16 protein-coding genes and 1 pseudogene are annotated in these 16385 nt (G+C 58.1%); 5 read left to right on the top strand and 12 right to left on the bottom strand.

Annotated elements, in window-relative coordinates; all coding sequences use genetic code 11:
* Nucleotides 1-37 precede the first annotated feature (37 nt).
* The 8 genes from P6U16_RS23160 to P6U16_RS23125 form a co-directional block, all read right to left on the bottom strand.
* Nucleotides 38-361 carry a hypothetical protein gene (locus tag P6U16_RS23160; protein WP_277704644.1) on the bottom strand — a complete coding sequence of 108 codons (324 nt, stop codon included), beginning with the start codon at nucleotides 359-361 and terminating at the stop codon, nucleotides 38-40.
* Nucleotides 362-491: 130 nt separating this feature from the next.
* Nucleotides 492-755, bottom strand: coding sequence for a hypothetical protein (locus P6U16_RS23155; RefSeq protein WP_349017734.1), 264 nt, complete (start codon nucleotides 753-755; stop codon nucleotides 492-494).
* A gap of 37 nt (nucleotides 756-792) precedes the next feature.
* Nucleotides 793-972: a hypothetical protein gene (locus tag P6U16_RS23150; protein ID WP_277704643.1), complete on the bottom strand. Its 180-nt coding sequence runs from the start codon at nucleotides 970-972 to the stop codon at nucleotides 793-795.
* A 15-nt stretch (nucleotides 973-987) separates the two neighbouring features.
* Nucleotides 988-1218 (bottom strand): hypothetical protein, encoded by a 231-nt coding sequence (locus tag P6U16_RS23145; RefSeq protein ID WP_277704642.1) that lies wholly within the window; start codon nucleotides 1216-1218, stop codon nucleotides 988-990.
* A gap of 245 nt (nucleotides 1219-1463) precedes the next feature.
* Nucleotides 1464-1790, bottom strand: coding sequence for a hypothetical protein (locus tag P6U16_RS23140; RefSeq protein WP_277704641.1), 327 nt, complete (start codon nucleotides 1788-1790; stop codon nucleotides 1464-1466).
* 217 nt (nucleotides 1791-2007) lie between these two features.
* Entirely contained in the window at nucleotides 2008-3381 is a 1374-nt protein-coding gene (locus P6U16_RS23135) for an FAD-binding oxidoreductase (protein WP_277704640.1), read from the bottom strand.
* Nucleotides 3382-3402: 21 nt separating this feature from the next.
* On the bottom strand, nucleotides 3403-4554 hold the full coding sequence (locus P6U16_RS23130) for an alpha-hydroxy acid oxidase (RefSeq protein ID WP_277704639.1): 1152 nt from the start codon (nucleotides 4552-4554) through the stop codon (nucleotides 3403-3405).
* Between the two features lie 39 nt (nucleotides 4555-4593).
* The gene (locus P6U16_RS23125) at nucleotides 4594-4839 is read right to left on the bottom strand and encodes a hypothetical protein (protein ID WP_277704638.1); all 246 of its coding nucleotides are present in this window, start codon (nucleotides 4837-4839) and stop codon (nucleotides 4594-4596) included.
* 309 nt (nucleotides 4840-5148) lie between these two features.
* On the opposite strand from P6U16_RS23125, the pseudogene pncB reads away from it, so the two are divergent.
* From pncB to P6U16_RS23105, 4 genes and pseudogenes are all read left to right on the top strand, one after another.
* Nucleotides 5149-6451, top strand: a pseudogene (gene pncB, locus P6U16_RS23120) (nicotinate phosphoribosyltransferase).
* 232 nt (nucleotides 6452-6683) lie between these two features.
* Entirely contained in the window at nucleotides 6684-7022 is a 339-nt protein-coding gene (locus P6U16_RS23115; protein WP_277704637.1) for a hypothetical protein, read from the top strand.
* On the top strand, nucleotides 7012-8235 hold the full coding sequence (locus P6U16_RS23110; RefSeq protein WP_277704636.1) for a hypothetical protein: 1224 nt from the start codon (nucleotides 7012-7014) through the stop codon (nucleotides 8233-8235). Before P6U16_RS23115 ends, P6U16_RS23110 begins: the two co-directional genes overlap by 11 nt.
* On the top strand, nucleotides 8220-9221 hold the full coding sequence (locus P6U16_RS23105; RefSeq protein WP_277704635.1) for a hypothetical protein: 1002 nt from the start codon (nucleotides 8220-8222) through the stop codon (nucleotides 9219-9221). Before P6U16_RS23110 ends, P6U16_RS23105 begins: the two co-directional genes overlap by 16 nt.
* Before the next feature lie 54 nt (nucleotides 9222-9275).
* Here P6U16_RS23105 and P6U16_RS23100 read toward each other — a convergent pair whose 3' ends face one another.
* The 3 genes from P6U16_RS23100 to P6U16_RS23090 form a co-directional block, all read right to left on the bottom strand.
* A complete protein-coding gene (locus P6U16_RS23100; RefSeq protein ID WP_277704634.1) occupies nucleotides 9276-9560 on the bottom strand; it encodes a hypothetical protein in 285 nt (94 codons plus the stop codon).
* Between the two features lie 89 nt (nucleotides 9561-9649).
* Nucleotides 9650-11728, bottom strand: coding sequence for a caspase family protein (locus P6U16_RS23095; RefSeq protein ID WP_277704633.1), 2079 nt, complete (start codon nucleotides 11726-11728; stop codon nucleotides 9650-9652).
* A gap of 143 nt (nucleotides 11729-11871) precedes the next feature.
* A complete protein-coding gene (locus P6U16_RS23090; RefSeq protein WP_277704632.1) occupies nucleotides 11872-13602 on the bottom strand; it encodes a heparinase II/III family protein in 1731 nt (576 codons plus the stop codon).
* 660 nt (nucleotides 13603-14262) lie between these two features.
* Between P6U16_RS23090 and P6U16_RS23085 the strand changes: the two genes are divergently transcribed.
* Nucleotides 14263-15957: a caspase family protein gene (locus tag P6U16_RS23085; protein ID WP_277704631.1), complete on the top strand. Its 1695-nt coding sequence runs from the start codon at nucleotides 14263-14265 to the stop codon at nucleotides 15955-15957.
* A gap of 51 nt (nucleotides 15958-16008) precedes the next feature.
* Here the strand turns inward: P6U16_RS23085 and P6U16_RS23080 are convergent, their stop codons facing one another.
* Nucleotides 16009-16233 carry a hypothetical protein gene (locus P6U16_RS23080; RefSeq protein WP_277704630.1) on the bottom strand — a complete coding sequence of 75 codons (225 nt, stop codon included), beginning with the start codon at nucleotides 16231-16233 and terminating at the stop codon, nucleotides 16009-16011.
* Nucleotides 16234-16385 lie beyond the last annotated feature (152 nt).

Genomic DNA, 16385 nt, shown 5'->3' with positions numbered 1-16385 from the left:
CTTTCGGAATGACAGCTTATTCTTACTCTATGACCACCTAGCGAATGATGATCTGGAAACCGGGGCCGCCGTAGTAGCCATCATAATGGCGCCTGTGCCGGCGGTGTTCGCGATAACCCCGGTGCCCGTTCCAGTAGCCGCGACGGTCATAGCGTCGCTCAGCACGGTAGTGACGACGTTCATATCGTCTTTTCCAACGCGGGCCGTCGTCGTCTCTGTGGCGATATTGGACGGTCTGAACGTCAGACGTCACTTGCCTCCCTGCAGGGACGAATGGAGCGGCCGAAACCGGCGTAAATGTTGTAAGGCCTACCACCACAGCAACAGCAGCGGCACCGATGATCTGGATTATCTTTCTCATTTGGACATCCTTTCAAGACTGTGGCTCACCATGAGCCTTCCTGACTGAATGCAACGTGAATTGGCCGTTCATCTTGAGATTGGCCAGCCAGCCAGCAATGCCGAATGGATCATCTCACGCCAGTGGCTTTTCAGGCATCATTCCTGTCCGGCGAAGGCATCCACCCGCGCGTAAATCCCAGGCTCATTGCAATACGCGACAGCGCCAGTTGCTCGCGGAGATGGCGACAATCAGCGAGCAAGGTGCGGATCGCCGCAGCCTTGTCACCGTCGTGCCAGATCAGCGTGGCGGCGTATTCATCGAATTCCGGCGGTTCTGCCGTTTCCAGGGGAGGGACTTCATTGGGCGCACGGGTCGGCTCTCCTGTGTGGTTCACAGCGCAGGGAATGTTCAATTTTCAATGGGGCGGAACGTGGGACGCTAGCCGCGGCTCAATGGTTGCGACTTTGAGTTTTCGTCGGAAATACAAAAGACAGCTGGCCGCGTTTGATCTGGGCCACTTCGATGCGCGCTCGAAGCTCATCGCGGCCCGCCTCACAGCGCTCGCGAAATGCTCGGTTCTTTGCGAGGAGAAGTTGGGTTCTCTCCAGGACCTCTTGCGTGTTGCGCATGGCAGTCTCCCTTCCTCATGCGGCCAAGTCGGCGATCTCGCCGAACTGGATAAGGACGCGCGGGCTGCTCATATCGCCGCTTTCCTCATCAACCTGAACCGCGTAGGCCGCAACGCCGACGTGTCGAGGTGCCATGGCGGTCGCGATCTTCTCCGCACTGATGGCGTTCGACGCCTGACGCATTTCACCCGGCGCCAGCCCGCCGCGAACTTTCTTGAATGGCATGACGATGAATTTTTCACTCATGGGGCAAATTTCCTCTGTTTTGTTCCCGTAATGTTCTCATTTTCTGCGTGAGAGTCAAGAACATTTTCCTAAGCGTGGCGGTTTATTTGTCGGGTCGGCGAGATTGAAGGTGGCCACAGCGGGCGATTTCAAGGGAAAGCTTGAGCGTGAAATCGTGTGACACAGTCACTGGGGGCGGAGATGGTGCGGTTGAATGGCGAAACGGGATGTCCTGCAGTGTCTGCCCTACGGTTTTTGACGAATGCTTACATCATGTGCCCTGTCCACCACCCCTTGTCGCTCGAGATTCTGATCAGCACCATGATTGCGGTGGCTACTATTCCACCCATAAACAACGGGGTGGCATAGCGGATTTGGACCGGATCATCCGGGCGAGCGACAGGGACCTGCGGCTTGAAGATGAAGAGGCTTGCCATCAAAAGAGTGTCGAAAATCAGCGAGAGAATGGGCCAAGGTGGTAGCGCATATTCACTGCCGGGGATGAACACCCGCCATAAACAACGCAGGATCAGATAGCCGGAAATCACCGCCAGGGCGATGGGAGCCTTCGCGTTCTTGCCTGTATCGGCCATTGGTCCCTTGCTCCGGATTTGAGGAATTGACGAAGCAGAATGTTCCAGTATCAGCCAAAGAGCCACCCAGCGCAGCTTTCGTAACGCGCGAAGGGCCCGACACCCCTTGGTTGATCTATCACAGCATATTCCTCATCTGTCGGGGCGATGTCAAACGGGATGAACCCGGCTGTCCCGTCTGCTACGGGGACGCCAACGCCTGTCATTGTAAGGCTAGTTAAACCGGCAAAACCTTGCCCGGATTGAGGATGCCGTTCGGATCGACCGCTCGTTTGATCCGTCGCATGACGGCGAGTTCGGCTTCATTGCGGGAATGATCGAGGAAATCGCGTTTCAGCGTGCCAATGCCATGTTCGGCGGAAATCGAGCCATTGTATTTCCGCACGAGGTCATAGGCGATCGTATCAATTTCATGCAGCTCGTGTTCGCCCCTGTTTTGGATCCAGACAGCCACATGCAAGTTGCTGTCGCCGACGTGGCCGAAGAAGGAGACATGGGCGTTGGAGAAACGCGCCCGAAGGGCCGCCTCGCAGTCGCGAGCGAAATCGTCAAGCCGACCGATGGGCAGGCTGATGTCGAGATTGACGAGGCCCGGCAGCCGCTGGTCCATCGCATGACCTTCGCGCACCGACCAGAAGGTACGGGCTTCCTTTTCCGACTGGGCGATCAAAGCATCCGTGACGATGCCGTCCTCGACGGCTTTGCCGAGGAAGGCCTCGAACCGGTCCTTGTCTTCGGCGGTACCGCCAACATCCTGTTCGACGATCACCGCAAATGGCGTTGCCCTTTCGAAGAGCGTAAGCCTCAGCGCCTCCGCATTAAAGCGGAAATAGTTCTCCCACATCGCCTCGAAAGCTGACAGCCCGGAAAGCTCGCGCTGCGCAAATTTCAAAAGTGCGACGACATCGGAATAGGTTTCCAAGGCGCAGAGCGCTGTCAGCCGGGCGGCGGGCAGGGGGCGAAGGCGCAGCACGGCACGGGTGATGATGCCAAGCGTGCCTTCCGAACCAATGAAGAATTGCCGCAGATCATAGCCGGTGTTGTTCTTCATCATCTTGTTGAGTGAGGTCAACACGGTGCCATCGGCAAGGACAGCTTCCAGCCCGAGCACGTTGTCACGGGTGACCCCGTGGCGAATGACGCGAATGCCACCGGCATTGGTGGAAAGATTGCCGCCGATCTGGCAGGAACCGCGCGCTCCAAGATCGATCGGCAACAGCAGGCCCGCTTCTTCCGCAGCGCGCTGGGCGATTTCGAGCGGTGTGCCGGCCAGCACCGTCATCGTGCCTGCATCGGCGTCGATCTCTTCGATCCCGGACAATCGCTCGAGCGACAGTGCAATCTCGCCACCCGCCGCATTTGCGCCGCCTGCAAGACCGGTGAGGCCACCCTGCGGCACGATCGGCTGACGGTGACGGTCGCAGATGGCAAGTATCCGCGAGACCTGTTGCGTGCTCGATGGGTACACCACCGCAAGCGGAAGTGCGCGTCCGGTGGTGCTGGCATTGCTGCGATGGCGTTCACCGATGGCAACACCGACGAGAACTGCATCCGGGCCAAGAGCGTCGATAAGGTCATCAAGGACGGTCATGAAGACATCTCATGCGCCATTTTAATGCGAGCTGTGAAGGAATGACGGCAGCTCCGCAACGGTCCGACATCCGAGCTGCGCCATGGCGCCGGACAGTTCCGCTTTGAGAATGGTCATCAGGTGGTCGCCGCCCTCGACCCCGATGGCCGCACTAGCAAAGATGAACGGTCGGCCCAGCAGGACAGCGTCAGCTCCCAGCGCCAACATACGGGCGATGTCGAGGCCGGAGCGGATGCCGCCATCGGCGAGGATCGGGACGCTGGGGCCGAGTTTGCTGCGGATGCCGGGCAGAACAGAGACCGCGGTGGGTGCTGCATCCAGTTGTCGACCACCATGGTTGGAGACGATAAGGCCGTTGGTGCCGAGCGCAATATAGGCCTCGGCTTCGGTGGCATCCAATACGCCCTTGATCAGCATTTTCCCGTTCCAGGCATCGCGTAGGCGACGCACGCGCTCGGTGCTGAGATGGCCGGTCATAACACGGCCAACAAAGGCAGCTGATTCCTTCAGCGATACGCCCTTTGGAAAATAGGGTGACAGGTTCTCGAAATCAGGAATGCCGTGGCGCAGCACATGGCGCGCCCAGCGCGGATGGGTGGCGATCTGGAGCAGCGTGCGCGCATCAAGGATCGGCGGAACCGACATACCGTTGCGGATATCGCGCTCGCGACGGGTGGGCGCTGGTACATCGACGGTCAGCACCAGCGTCTGATAGCCGGCGCACCTTGCGCGCTCGAGCATGTCGAGCTCCATCACCGGGTCGTTTGGAGGATAGAACTGGAACCAGCCATTGTCGCCGACTTCGGGACCGATGGTTTCCATCGACCGGTTGGCGAAGGTAGAGAGCACATGCGGGATATTGTGAGCCTTCGCCGCTTGCGCCAAAGGCACTTCACACCCCGGCCATAGCAGCCCGGCAAGCCCAAGTGGTGCAACCCCAAACGGGGCCTCGAAACGCTTTCCGAAAAGCGTGACGCTCAAATCCGGTGATGGTGCGTCCGACAAGTAACGGGGCATGAGTTCGATCGTATCGAAGCTCGCCATATTGCGCCGCACGCTGCTCTCGCGCCCGAGGCCCCCGACCAGATAGTCATGGACGAACCCCGGCATGCGCCGCGCGGCGGAAGCTTCCATGTCGGTTATGCAGGGGAAACGTCTGTGCAGGTTCTTCATGCCGGCCGAATGCTCCTCGATTCGAGGTGACCTTAACGGCTATGGAGGTATAGCGGGAAGTCCCTCAAGAGGAGGCTGGTCGTAAAATGCCTGTTGCGCCTCCTCCCAATCTGCCCCTGCGCCCGCAACACATGCATCTGCCGACATTGACGAGTTCACTTTGTCGATGATCTCGTAGAGCTTCGCCTCGGCCCAATCCGATAATGCCCTACCGCGCGCACGCATCGGGCAATGCATCTGCAAATCATCTTGCCCGATTTTGATGCCGGCGATCCCGATCGCCATCGTGATTCCGATGGTGCTTATCAAGACCGCCGCTGCTCGCTCTTTGCACGAAGCCGAGCCAAAAACCACCATGCACTGCCGCGATCAAGGCGTTCGCACGGCGAAGCGAGAATGCAAGGGCCGGACAATCTGCACAATGACCATCCACATTCTGGAATGAGGTTTCGTCGCGTGGCAAGGGCGCTGTTGCGAAAACGGCCCCCAACATGCCATGAGTATCGAGCGGCAAATCTGCCGTTGCGGCTGCAGGCGGCCAAGTTGATCGCTGTAGGTCTTTCATATAAGCGCCGTGCGTGAAAAGGACTGGACATGACCAAGACCGATATCGCCCGGCGGGTTTACGACAATGCCTGGAAGCTCGATCCCGTCGTGCGCAGCCTTCTCGATACGGATTTTTACAAGCTTTTGATGCTGCAGATGATTTGGCGGCTTTATCCGGATGTGGACGCAACTTTTCCCTGATCAACCGCACCAAGACTGTGCTTTTGACCGACGAGATCGACGAGCAGGAGTTGCGTGAGCAGCTCGATCACGTGCGCAGTCTGCGGCTGACCAAGAAGGAGATGATCTGGCTCGCTGGGAATACATTCTATGGGCGAAAGCAGATTTTCGCGCCGGACTTTCTCGCCTGGCTCGGTGACTTCCAATTGCCGGACTACGAGCTTTCGCGCCGCAATGGTCAGTACGAACTGACTTTTCCAGGAAAATGGACCCACACCAGTATGTGGGAGATTCCGGCATTGGCCATCATCAACGAGTTGCGATCCCGAACGGCGATGAAGGAGATGGGTCCCTTTGCCCTCGACGTTCTCTATGCCCGCGCCAAGGCCAAGATGTGGTCCAAGGTCGAACAGTTGAAGGTCTATCCCGATCTCAGGATATCCGATTTTGGGACACGGCGTCGACACAGTTTTCTCTGGCAGCGCTGGTGCGTGGAAGCGTTGAAGGAAGGCATCGGCGCATCCTTTTCCGGGACCAGCAACGTGCTTCTTGCCATGGATACGGACCTTGAGGCGCTCGGCACCAACGCACATGAACTGCCGATGGTCGTTGCAGCCCTGGCAAAGACAGATGCAGAGCTTGCGGTCGCCCCTTACAAGGTATTGCAGGACTGGAACCGCCTTTATGGTGGCAACCTTCTAATCGTCCTACCCGACGCCTTTGGCACGGCCGCGTTCCTGCGCGGTGCGCCGGACTGGGTTGCAGACTGGACCGGTTTCAGGCCCGACAGTGCACCACCGATCGAGGGGGCGAAAAGATTATCGCTTGGTGGACAAAAATGGGCCGCGATCCGCGGGAGAAGCTCTTGATTTTCTCCGATGGCCTGGACGCTCAAACAATCCTCGAAACCTATCGCCATTTCCAAGGCCGGGTTCGCATGAGCTTCGGTTGGGGCACTAACCTCACCAATGATTTTGCCGACTGTGCGCCGATGGAAATCAAAGGGCTCAACCCGATTTCGATCGTCTGCAAGGTGAGTGATGCCAATGGTCGCCCAGCGGTCAAGCTATCGGATAATCCCCGCAAGGCGACCGGGGAGCCGGCGGAGGTCGAGCGTTACCTGAAGTTCTTCGGAACCGAGGATTTCATCGAACAATCTGTTAAAGTCTGATGATCGCCGGGTCATCAGCTTTGGAGAGACTTTGAGCCACAGCAAATTTCCGCAAATCTGTTTCCTGTTTCCAGGCCGCGTGTTTAAATGCCGGGAAAGCCGATCTGGCGGATTTCGGAGGCGTTCGTGGTGGTTCCAAACTGGCTTTTGAAATTCGGAAAAAGAAGACACCGCGGCAACAGAACCCGAAACAATCCATATCTACGCCTCCGACACCTCCATCTCAGTCGTTATGATCACCATTCTGGGGATCGATCCTTCCCATATCGATGAGATCATCTCGGTCGCGAAAAGGAAATTTTTGCCCCGCCACCGGCTGGTGTTCATCACGAACAGCCTCGATTTCATGCAGTTTCGCCGGCAAGGCGTCATGTTCGAATATCTGCCCCCTCTTGAACAACAGAGGGCGCATGCAGAAACCATGCCGTGGGAAAGTTACCTGAAGGGGCGATGGGATCTGCTTCTGGCAAAATGGAAGCCGCTGCACCTGCTGGCCTATGGACAGAATGTCGAGGCCTATCTTGCGTCCGTATCGAGTGATACGGCAAAGGTCGGTGCGGATGAGCGCTGAATTCGATATCCTGTTCGTCGCCGACGCCCGCTTCGAGGGTGGCACCTCGACTGCTATCGCGGTAGAAATGCGTGCCGCGGCCCGCGCCGGTTTTCGTTGCGGGCTCCTGACGGTCAAGGGGCCGCTTCTTGGGCTCCCCTTTCCGATGCACCCCGACATCCGCGGCATGCTTGATGCTGGTCTCGTGGAGCGGGTCGATCCGTCTTTGCCCATAGAGGCCGGCTTGGTCCTGATCCATCACCCGACGATCATGGCGAACCGCCCCACGGTCCCATTGCGCATACAGACCCGTGCACTGGTCGTGGTCCTGCATCACCCGATGTTCGATCGCCACGGTGCGCGGCAGTACGATCTGTCGATCATCTCCAGGAATTGCCGGGACGCTTTCGGGCCGTGGCCGGCATTCGCGCCGGTCAGCGGGGTGGTGCGCAACAGCTTGTCGCGAACACTGCCGGAGCAGGCAACGGTCCTCGAAGAAGACTGGATGAACCTGATCGACATCGACGAATGGCCGGAACGGGGCGTCCGCCCGATCGGAGAGCCTATCGTCATCGGTCGGCATTCGCGGCCCGATCCACTGAAATGGCCCTCGCGGGAAGACGCTTGGCTGGCCTATCCGCCCGACGGAAAACGCTATCATATCCGGGTACTGGGAGCCGACGACTACCTGCAGCGAAAATACGGCCCGCTGCCTGGCAATTGGGAACTCATGCCCTTTGCCTTTACCGGTATCGCTTCGTTCCTCGCGTCGCTGGACTTCTATGTCTATTATCACGACGAGAAATGGTCGGAGGCCTTCGGCCGCACAATCCTCGAAGCGCTAACCGTCGGCCTGGTTGTGATCATCCCACCGCATTTCGAAACCATATTCGGCGCGGCCGCCGTTTATGCCACACCGGATCAGGTTGAAACGGTAATCAGCCGCTTCGTTGCAGATCCCGCAGCCTACGAATCGCAAGCGCACAAGGCGCGTAGTTTCGCCGTCAACATCTGTTCTGCGGATGTCTACGAGGGGCGGATCGGCCGCCTGCGCGATCGGTTCGGGATCGCATCGCCGCAACCCAGCGGGCTGCCTGACCCCTTGCCGCGACGCAACGTTTTGTTTGTCTCCTCCAATGGCATAGGTATGGGGCACCTCGCTCGGCAACTTGCGATCGCCCGTCATCTTCCCCCGACCTGCGTGCGGTCTTTGCGACCATGTCCCATTCCATGAAGGCTTTGGTGCAAGAAGGTTATCTGGCCCATTTCCTCACCTATCACCGACACTTGAACGCCACCACGGAAGACTGGAACCGGACCCTGGCAGAAGAAGTCTTCGATCTCCTGACCCATCTTCGACCAGCGGTTTTTGCCTACGACGCGACCGCCGTATATGGCGGCATAGTCGAAGCGCTGAAGATGTTTCCAAATATCTTCTCCATCTGGGTCCGACGGCCGATGTGGCATGAGAACCACCGGCAGTTTATGGAGTTTTCCGCGCATTTCGATGCGGTGGTCGAACCGGCGGAACTGGCTGAGGATTTCGATCACGGCCCGACGAAGGAAGAGCGTGGGAAAGTTCTGCTTGTACAGCCCGTACTGCATATCGAGCCCGACGAGCGGATGAGCCGCGAGGCGGCACGCGCCGCCTTGGATTTGCCGGACGGTGTCACCGTTGTTGCTCTGCAACTCGGATCCGGCGCAAATTTTGACATTGGACCCGTTCGCGAAGCGGTGATCGCCGCCGTTCTTGAGCGCCCGGACACCGTGCTTCTGGATTTGCGTTCACCCATCGCAGCAGAGGCGGTTGCCGAGCGACCGGCACATCCGCGCTACCGCGTCGCAGAGCTTTTCCCGAGTTTCCGCTACAGCCGTGCCTTCGACGCAGCGGTGACCGCTGCCGGCTACAACACGTTCCACGAACATGTCCTGGGTGCGGTCCCGACGCTATTCATGCCCAATGAGGCCGACGAAATGGACCTGCAGCTGAACCGCGCGCGATGGGCGGAACTGACAGGCCATGGTCTCTTGATGCGCCGCGACTATGACCTTGCCCATGTGCGGACCCATGTCGAGCAATTGCTGGATCCGGGCGAGCGTCGTCGTATCGCCGCACGCTGCCGCCTCATCAAATGGACGAACGGGGCGCGGGAAATCACCCGGTATATCGAGGATCATGCGCGGCTGGTTCGCACCGATTTCGACATCACCCGGCGCTAAGTCATAAGGAGCGTGACTTGGGAGGCGCCATAAAAAAGCCGGCAATATTTGCGGTCACGGCACCTTTGTCGACACGCGCCGGACGGAGAAATCGATCTTCGTTCGCAAGGGCATCGTCTGTGAAAACTGCCATTCGCTGGAGCGCCATCGCCTCGTTTTCGCCTTTCTGAAGGACAGGGTCTGCTGACCGGCAATCGCCGGGTCCTGCATATCGCTCCTAAGCGTTGCCTTGCATCCATCTTCCGGGCGCGCTTCGGCAAGAACTACATCCATGGCGACAAGGAGGTTGGCCGGTCTAGTGTCCGTGACGCCGTTTTTCTCCTGAACCCTCACCGCCATGAATATACCGGGGAGCGCCTGGTACGGCCTCAACAACAACGCGGTCTTTTTCCTCCAAAAAACGGAACAGGTCTGATCGCAGCGGTGATTCAAGGCCTGGGAACGAAGCTATCCGCAAACTTTCCGGCCTTCTGGAGACCAGCCTTGCCGAGCTTTTTCGCCAGCGACGGAACGGCAGCCTTCGCGGTGGCGACCCCGCCTTTTTCCGCCACAACAAGCCAGTTCAGCGCCTGCTGGGCATCAGGTTTTCCGCCGATCCCATCCCTGTAAAGCCCGGCGAGCTTGACCTGCGCGGCGCCATATCCGCTCCAAGCAGCACTTTCGATCCACTGCTTCCCGCCCTTGAGGTCTTTTTCTCCACCAATGCCTTGCATCAGCACCTCGCCATAGCGGAGCTTGGAGGGTGCATTGCCCATTTCGGCAGCACCCTGCAGCAATATCCGTCCTTGCTGCTCGTCCTTCTTCACCACTTCCCCCGTGATGTAGAAATTGGCGAGCCGTTGCATCGCCGGTGCAAACCCCTGCCGCGCCGCACGCCAGAACCAGAAGACCGCTTTCTCCTTGTTTTCGGGAACGCCGAGGCCCTGCAGAAAAATGAGACCGAGATTGAACTCGGCAAATACATTGCTCTTGGCGGCACCCAGCACGTACCAGTAGCGCGCCTCGTCCATGTTCTTGTCCACGCCGCGCCCGTCGCGATAGACATCCCCGAGCGACCGCATGGCAATTGGAAAACCCTTCTCGGCACCCATGCGGTAGATTTCGCGTGCTTCGTCGTGACGGCCCGCCGCATCAATCGCCCGCGCATAATTGACGAGAATGCGCAGGCTATCGGGAAACTGCTTCAACGCTTCAAGACATGCCGGGATAGCTTTTTCCGGGACGATTTCTCTGAAATAAACACCAACGGACGGATCCGCGATCTCCTGGACATGGCCGGCCAGGCGATCGCAATCGGTGATTTCCGGATAGAGCGGCGTTTCCTCGAATTCAGCAAATTGGGGAGAAAGCTTTGCATTGAGGCTCGTCACCGCGTTGATGCCGTCCTTTGAAAGATCCTCCAGCCGCAGGCGGGCAAGCTTTGCGAAAAGACCATTCGGGTGTTTTTCAAGATAGGCGCGATACCGATCCGGATCGCTGGAGCCGGCAATTTCATTCCAGGTCAGAAGATCACTTGAAGCATCGACCGTCCGGTCCACCGGCAAGGGCAGCGTTGCGACCTCCGTGGACGGCTCCTTGTCCTTCTGGCTCTTCAATCGCGCCTCGGCAATCTCAGCGAAAAGCCCCTGCGGAAAGGCATCGCGATAGGTGGCGTAGGCATTCTGTGTATCAGCCGCAGATGCAACCTGCCAGGCTTGCGCATCCTGCGTCGCCTCGACCGAAAATTGGGGCTCTTCCGCCAAAGCTGTCTTGAAGAAGAAATCCCTGATCAGCGAGGAATTGTCCCAGGGAATCTGTGCACCTTTGGTATCCTCAACAACCCGCTCGCGCACCCTTTTGAACACCTGCTCGACGGGAAGGCCGGGCGTTGTGATGACCTGCGCCAGCGCTTGGGTGAAAGGGCTGTTCTTGCCCCGTCCGTCCGTGGCCACCTGGCCCGGCGCGGTCGCATAGGCGACATAGGTCCCAAGGGGACCCGTCGTTCGGGCAAGGCCGCGTGTCGCGCCATTCGGCGTTGCCCCTGCGGTTCCAGCGGAACGGTTGGTCTCGAGGGGATTGTTGCGGCAGGCGTCGAGAATAAAAATGGCGATTTTCGGCTGCAGCCGCGCGATTTGGTCCGTCACCAGTTTCAGACTGAAGGCTTCGAAGGGCAGGCTCGCCGCATCGGACAATTCGCTGTCGATCGGGATCAGATAGTTCTCGTTTTCGTACTGTATTCCGTGACCGGCGTAGAAGACCACCACGCTGCTTTCGGGGCCGATCTTTGACGAGAGCGTCTTCATTCCCTCTATGAACCTTTGCCGCGTAGCATCGACGATGGTGACTGTCTCAAAGCCCACGGCTTTCAGAGCCTTCTCCATCAGGCGCGCATCTTCTATCGGGTTGGGTAGCTTCGGCAGCGATTTATAGGTTGAATTGCCAATGATCAGGGCGATCCTCGCATCGCCTTCGGCATGGGCACCGAGTGCGCTCAGCAGCAGGAATAGAACGACAGCTGGAATTTTCATCACCAACATATGCTTCACCCTGTCATTTGAAATTGGGAATATCCCATCGGATGAATGGTACGGTATCCATCTGCCCGGTCAAGTAAGAGCCGGAATTCCCGATATGGCTGTCGCATTGGCAGCGGCAATCGTCCGTTCATTGCCTATTGCAAGACAGGGTGCATGAGCTCTTCGAGCCACCGATCCAGACGCCTCGTCCTTGCGGAATGATCGCCGTCCGGCCTGTCTGAGAAAACAGCGGCGATCGCTGCGCCGCCTGCTGCCGCCGTCTTCAGGGAGATGCGGGAAAATGCGCCCTCGCGCGACGGAAATTCACCGCCACCGATGAGCTCTACGGCGGGTACTGTATTCGAGAACCCGTTGACCCAGAGGTATATCCGCTTGCCGGCGAGCACGAGGTCCAGCCTGGAATCGTGGACCGCCACTGTGGCCTGCGTGTGGATACTCCATTCCAGATCGCATGGGGCTGCGTCAGCGGTTCTTGCCATCAACCGATCAAGAACGACGACGGTGCCATCATCCCACAATGCAAACCCGCGATAATGAAGGAAGGATGCCCCCGGATCATCGATGCAACAGGCGATTTCCTGGACCTCCGAATCAGAGCGGGATGCGATGAAATCGGCTCTGGCGTCGAGAGATTGATCGCGTTCATCGAAGGTGATGGTGTTGTGCGCGCAGGTCCGCGTTAGGAAATGCGTGAACCGCTTGTCCGGTTCGAAATAGCCTGCGGTTGAATAGTCACCGCGGCCGAGATCACTCACGAAACGGATACCCTGATACTCGAGGACGAAGGTTCCGAGATCGAGATGCGCGTGGTTCGTGCTATTTGAGCCCCCTTGTATCGCAAGGTAAACCCCTTGCTGGGGGGCCGTGTTCTGCAGTGTGGCATAGCCTGCGTCGCGGAATAGTTCTGTCGCGCGTGTCGCCTCGCATATCAGCGTCGACGACGGGGACGTGTACCATAAAAGGTCGAGCGGATGGACGTCACCCGGTGCCTGCCACTGCCACTGCGCTGCCTCCCTGTCGTTGTTCTTCTGTGCAAGCCAGCCATAGACCGGCAGACGGCGGCTGATCGCGATACTGTCGCCGGAATCGAAAACCATTCCCGAGGGCGCGGTAAGGGCTCGACCAAAACGCCAGGTCCTGGCAAGGGCCGGAAACTCATCCACCGTGAGCAAAGCGCTACCCTTGCTTTCGAGAGCCGCGAAAGCCAGAACGGCAAACCGGGTGGCATACTCCCAGTAGCTTGCACCTTCAGGCCATCCGCCGTCCTGTCCATAGGCTGCAAGGCCAATCCGAATGGCGCTACAGGCTTTTTCCAGAACAGGGCCACTAATTTCGGCGTCGTCCATGACCACCGCAGCGACAATCAAACCCCCGCAACACACGATGTTCCAGTTGGTCGGAGTTTTTGTCCAGGCCGAACCGCTGATCAGCGAACGCAACCCCGGGAAAAGTCCGAAATCGACGATCGCGGCATCGATTACCCTCTTTTCGCTGGATGTCAGCAGCGGCTTGCACCAGTCGCGGCCGATGGCAATGGCGGCGACCATTTCGGCCGTATCGAGGAAATGTGACCTGTTCCAGTCTGGGAAGCTGCAGGCGGCAAGCATCTCATCGATCAGCCGCCGCCTGTAGATCTGACCGCCCGTCAGGAAAAAGGCCACGCCAAGAAGAAAGACCCGATCCGCCATCAGCCGTGACGTCTGGAGCATCACGGGGCGCCCGACCTCGAAACGACGGTCTATCAGCGGTTTGGCCATAATGGCTTGCGCCTGTGCGAGAATAGTCTCCGCCAGGGCTCTGGCATGGGGCTCTGCCACGACGCGATGTCGGAGCACGGACGCATCGTTTCCGTTGAGGAACAGCACGCAGACCTCCGTTCATTCGGATTTCCCCACCAGCAAGGCTGGAACCGGTTCAAAAACCAATAGCCTCAAACATCAAGCTACTCGCGTGGGAGGTCAGCCACAAGTGTCCGACCCGAGCGCTCGGCAAGCGCCGCGCTTGAACCCGCTCTCTCTGGTTGAGTTTCGGCATTCAAATTGCTGGGGTCACTGTAGCGAACGTGAGCACCCAGTTAAAACAGGAAAGAGAACACTTTACTCTGTGGTTTCCAGTTGACAGATACTCATTTGCTAAGCACAGTTTGTTTGCCTTATAGGTGTGTTGCTACATTCTGTCATAAATGAATTTCCCCTCTCGTTACCTGGTGTCGTGATGACGAAATTTTTGACTGGAAAGATTACTGCCTTGGTCGCAATGCTGGCAGGAAGCATGGTGATAAGCGGCTGTGAAACCACTGCGGGAAAGCCTGAGATTTGCCGAACCAAGGCATCATCCGCAAAGCAACGTTGCGTTACGGTTAAAGCTCCAAAGGCTAAACCGAAGGCAAAGGCCAGAACCACGAGAAATAGGATTAAGGCCAGTACGGCTCCAGTGCAGGTTGAGGTGTTCCGTGACAGGTCGAATTACTGATTTTCGTATCCGGCGCTAAGGATCGGTCAGCGCCCAATGGTTGAGGTCGCTCTGTGACATTCGTCAAGCTGCTGATGTTATCGATTTTGACCCTGGTCTTCGCTCTCGCCGGGCCTCTTGCCGCAGCGGAGTCCGACAAAGCTGTTCGGAAGCTGGCGCTTGTGATCGGCAACAAATCCTATGAGAAGCTGCCCGCACTCAAGAACTCCGTCGCCGATGCCGAATTAATCTCCGGGGCATTGCGTCAGGTCGGTTTCGACGTCACTCTTTTGACCAATGCCGACAAGACCGCCATGGGCCGCGCCATGGTCGACTTTCGCAACCGGATCCAGCCCGACGACATAATCGTCATTTACTTTGCCGGGCACGGTATACAGGCGAACGAGGAAAACTATCTCGTGCCGGTGGATGCGGCGCTCAGTTCCGTTGAAGATCTGCCTTGGTTCGCGATCGCCGCCAATGAGGTCGTACGACAGTTCGAGGCGTCCCAGGCAGGCTCCCTGATCTTCATCCTGGATGCCTGCCGCGACAATCCGTTCTGGAGCGGCCAAGCCAAGACCCGCTCGGCTGCTGGCGGCGCAACGCGCGGCCTTGCAAGGATTGCCAGCAACAAGACCGGCACGCTGATCGCGTTTTCGACATCCCCCGGCGCCGTTGCGCAAGATGGCAGCGGTGTGAACAGCCCTTACACAGAGGCACTCGCGGAAACACTAGTCGAACCGGGCCAATCCATCGAAACCGTTTTCAAACGCGCGCGGGTGAAGGTCGTCAAGGCCACGGAAGGCAAACAACTCCCTTGGGAAAATTCGTCCCTGATTACCGATATCGTTCTCCAGCCCCGCGCCGGCGAACCAACGATTATCGAGGCAAGCCCCTGCGATCTCGCCGCAGCGCATCCGTCGGATCCGGAAAGGATCGGACCCAGCGTTGACTATGCGAACCTTGATCCGAACATTGCCATCCCGGCCTGCGAAGCGGCCGTGAAGCAGGATCCATCGAACATGCGGTTCAAGACCCTGCTGGCGAGAGCACTGGACAAGGCCGGGCGAGGGGAGGAGGCGCGCGATCTGAATGAGATTGCCATGAAAGCTGGCAGTCTGGCAGCCTATCACAATATGGGTAATCTGTATCGCAAGGGCCTTGGCGTCGAAAAGGACATTTCCAAGGCATTCGAACTCTACCTCTATGCCGCGGAACGCGGCCATGTAGAGGATATGAGCAATGTTGGCTTCATGTATATGCAAGGTCAGGGCGTGAAGCAGGACTATGCGCTTGCCATGAAATGGCTATCGGCCGCGGCGGATGAGAACTGGTCCTCGGCGCTGGACAAGATCGGGCTGCTCTATCTCAAGGGGCTGGGAACAAAGGCTGATATCGCCAGGGCCATAGATTATTTCCAGCGGGGGACCAATGTCGGCGACCGGAGCTCGATGGTCAATCTGGCCACGCTCTATATGAAGGGTACCGGGGTCAAGAAGGACAATGTGGTCGCACGCGACCTGTTTTCGCGCGCCGCTCGCCTCGGCGCTGTCGCGGCCTATATCAATCTTGGGAATATCTACGCCGAGGGCAAAAGTGGCATCAAGGCTGATCCCATGGAAGCCGCCTTCTGGTATACGCTTGCCTCCCGGGAAGGTCGCGAAGAGGCGCTTGCGCAACTCAAGGGAATTTTGTCGGGTCTTTCCGAAGATGACCGCCAGCAACTTGATGAACGGCTGGACGACTGGTCCCGGCAGAAGTTCGGATAAGACATTGTGCCACTACAGGCATCTGGCCCACGTGATTCTGTCCAAGATGTCTCAGGAATGCAGGACCCGTTCCAGAACGAAGAGACAGTCTTCGTCCTCATCCACCAGCTCGCAGCCGCCCTCTTCTTCGACGGAAGAGCAGATCATGTCCACCTTCCCCTCGTCGTAATCGGTCAACGACAGCAGAATATTGCGTAGCTCCCGAAACTCGACCAATGCTGGTGGCCGAACCAAGAAGCCGTCATGCCAAGAACTCAATCTGATTGCTGGCAACATAGCGATTCTCCTACGAAGCCTTATATGTGACCGATATCATACAAACCGTCGATCGCGACTATTCGCTATTTCCCTTCGAAAAGACCTGCGTCGAAAATGCGCCACGTTGGAGTGGAAATTCCAGGGAGTAGGCGAAGTTCGCAACGCTTCGA

Origin of the sequence: Rhizobium sp. 32-5/1 (genome assembly GCF_029537235.1) — a bacterium.
Lineage (GTDB): Bacteria > Pseudomonadota > Alphaproteobacteria > Rhizobiales > Rhizobiaceae > Pararhizobium.
Note: the sequence above shows the minus strand (reverse complement) of the source record. Positions and strands in the feature narration are given on the sequence as shown.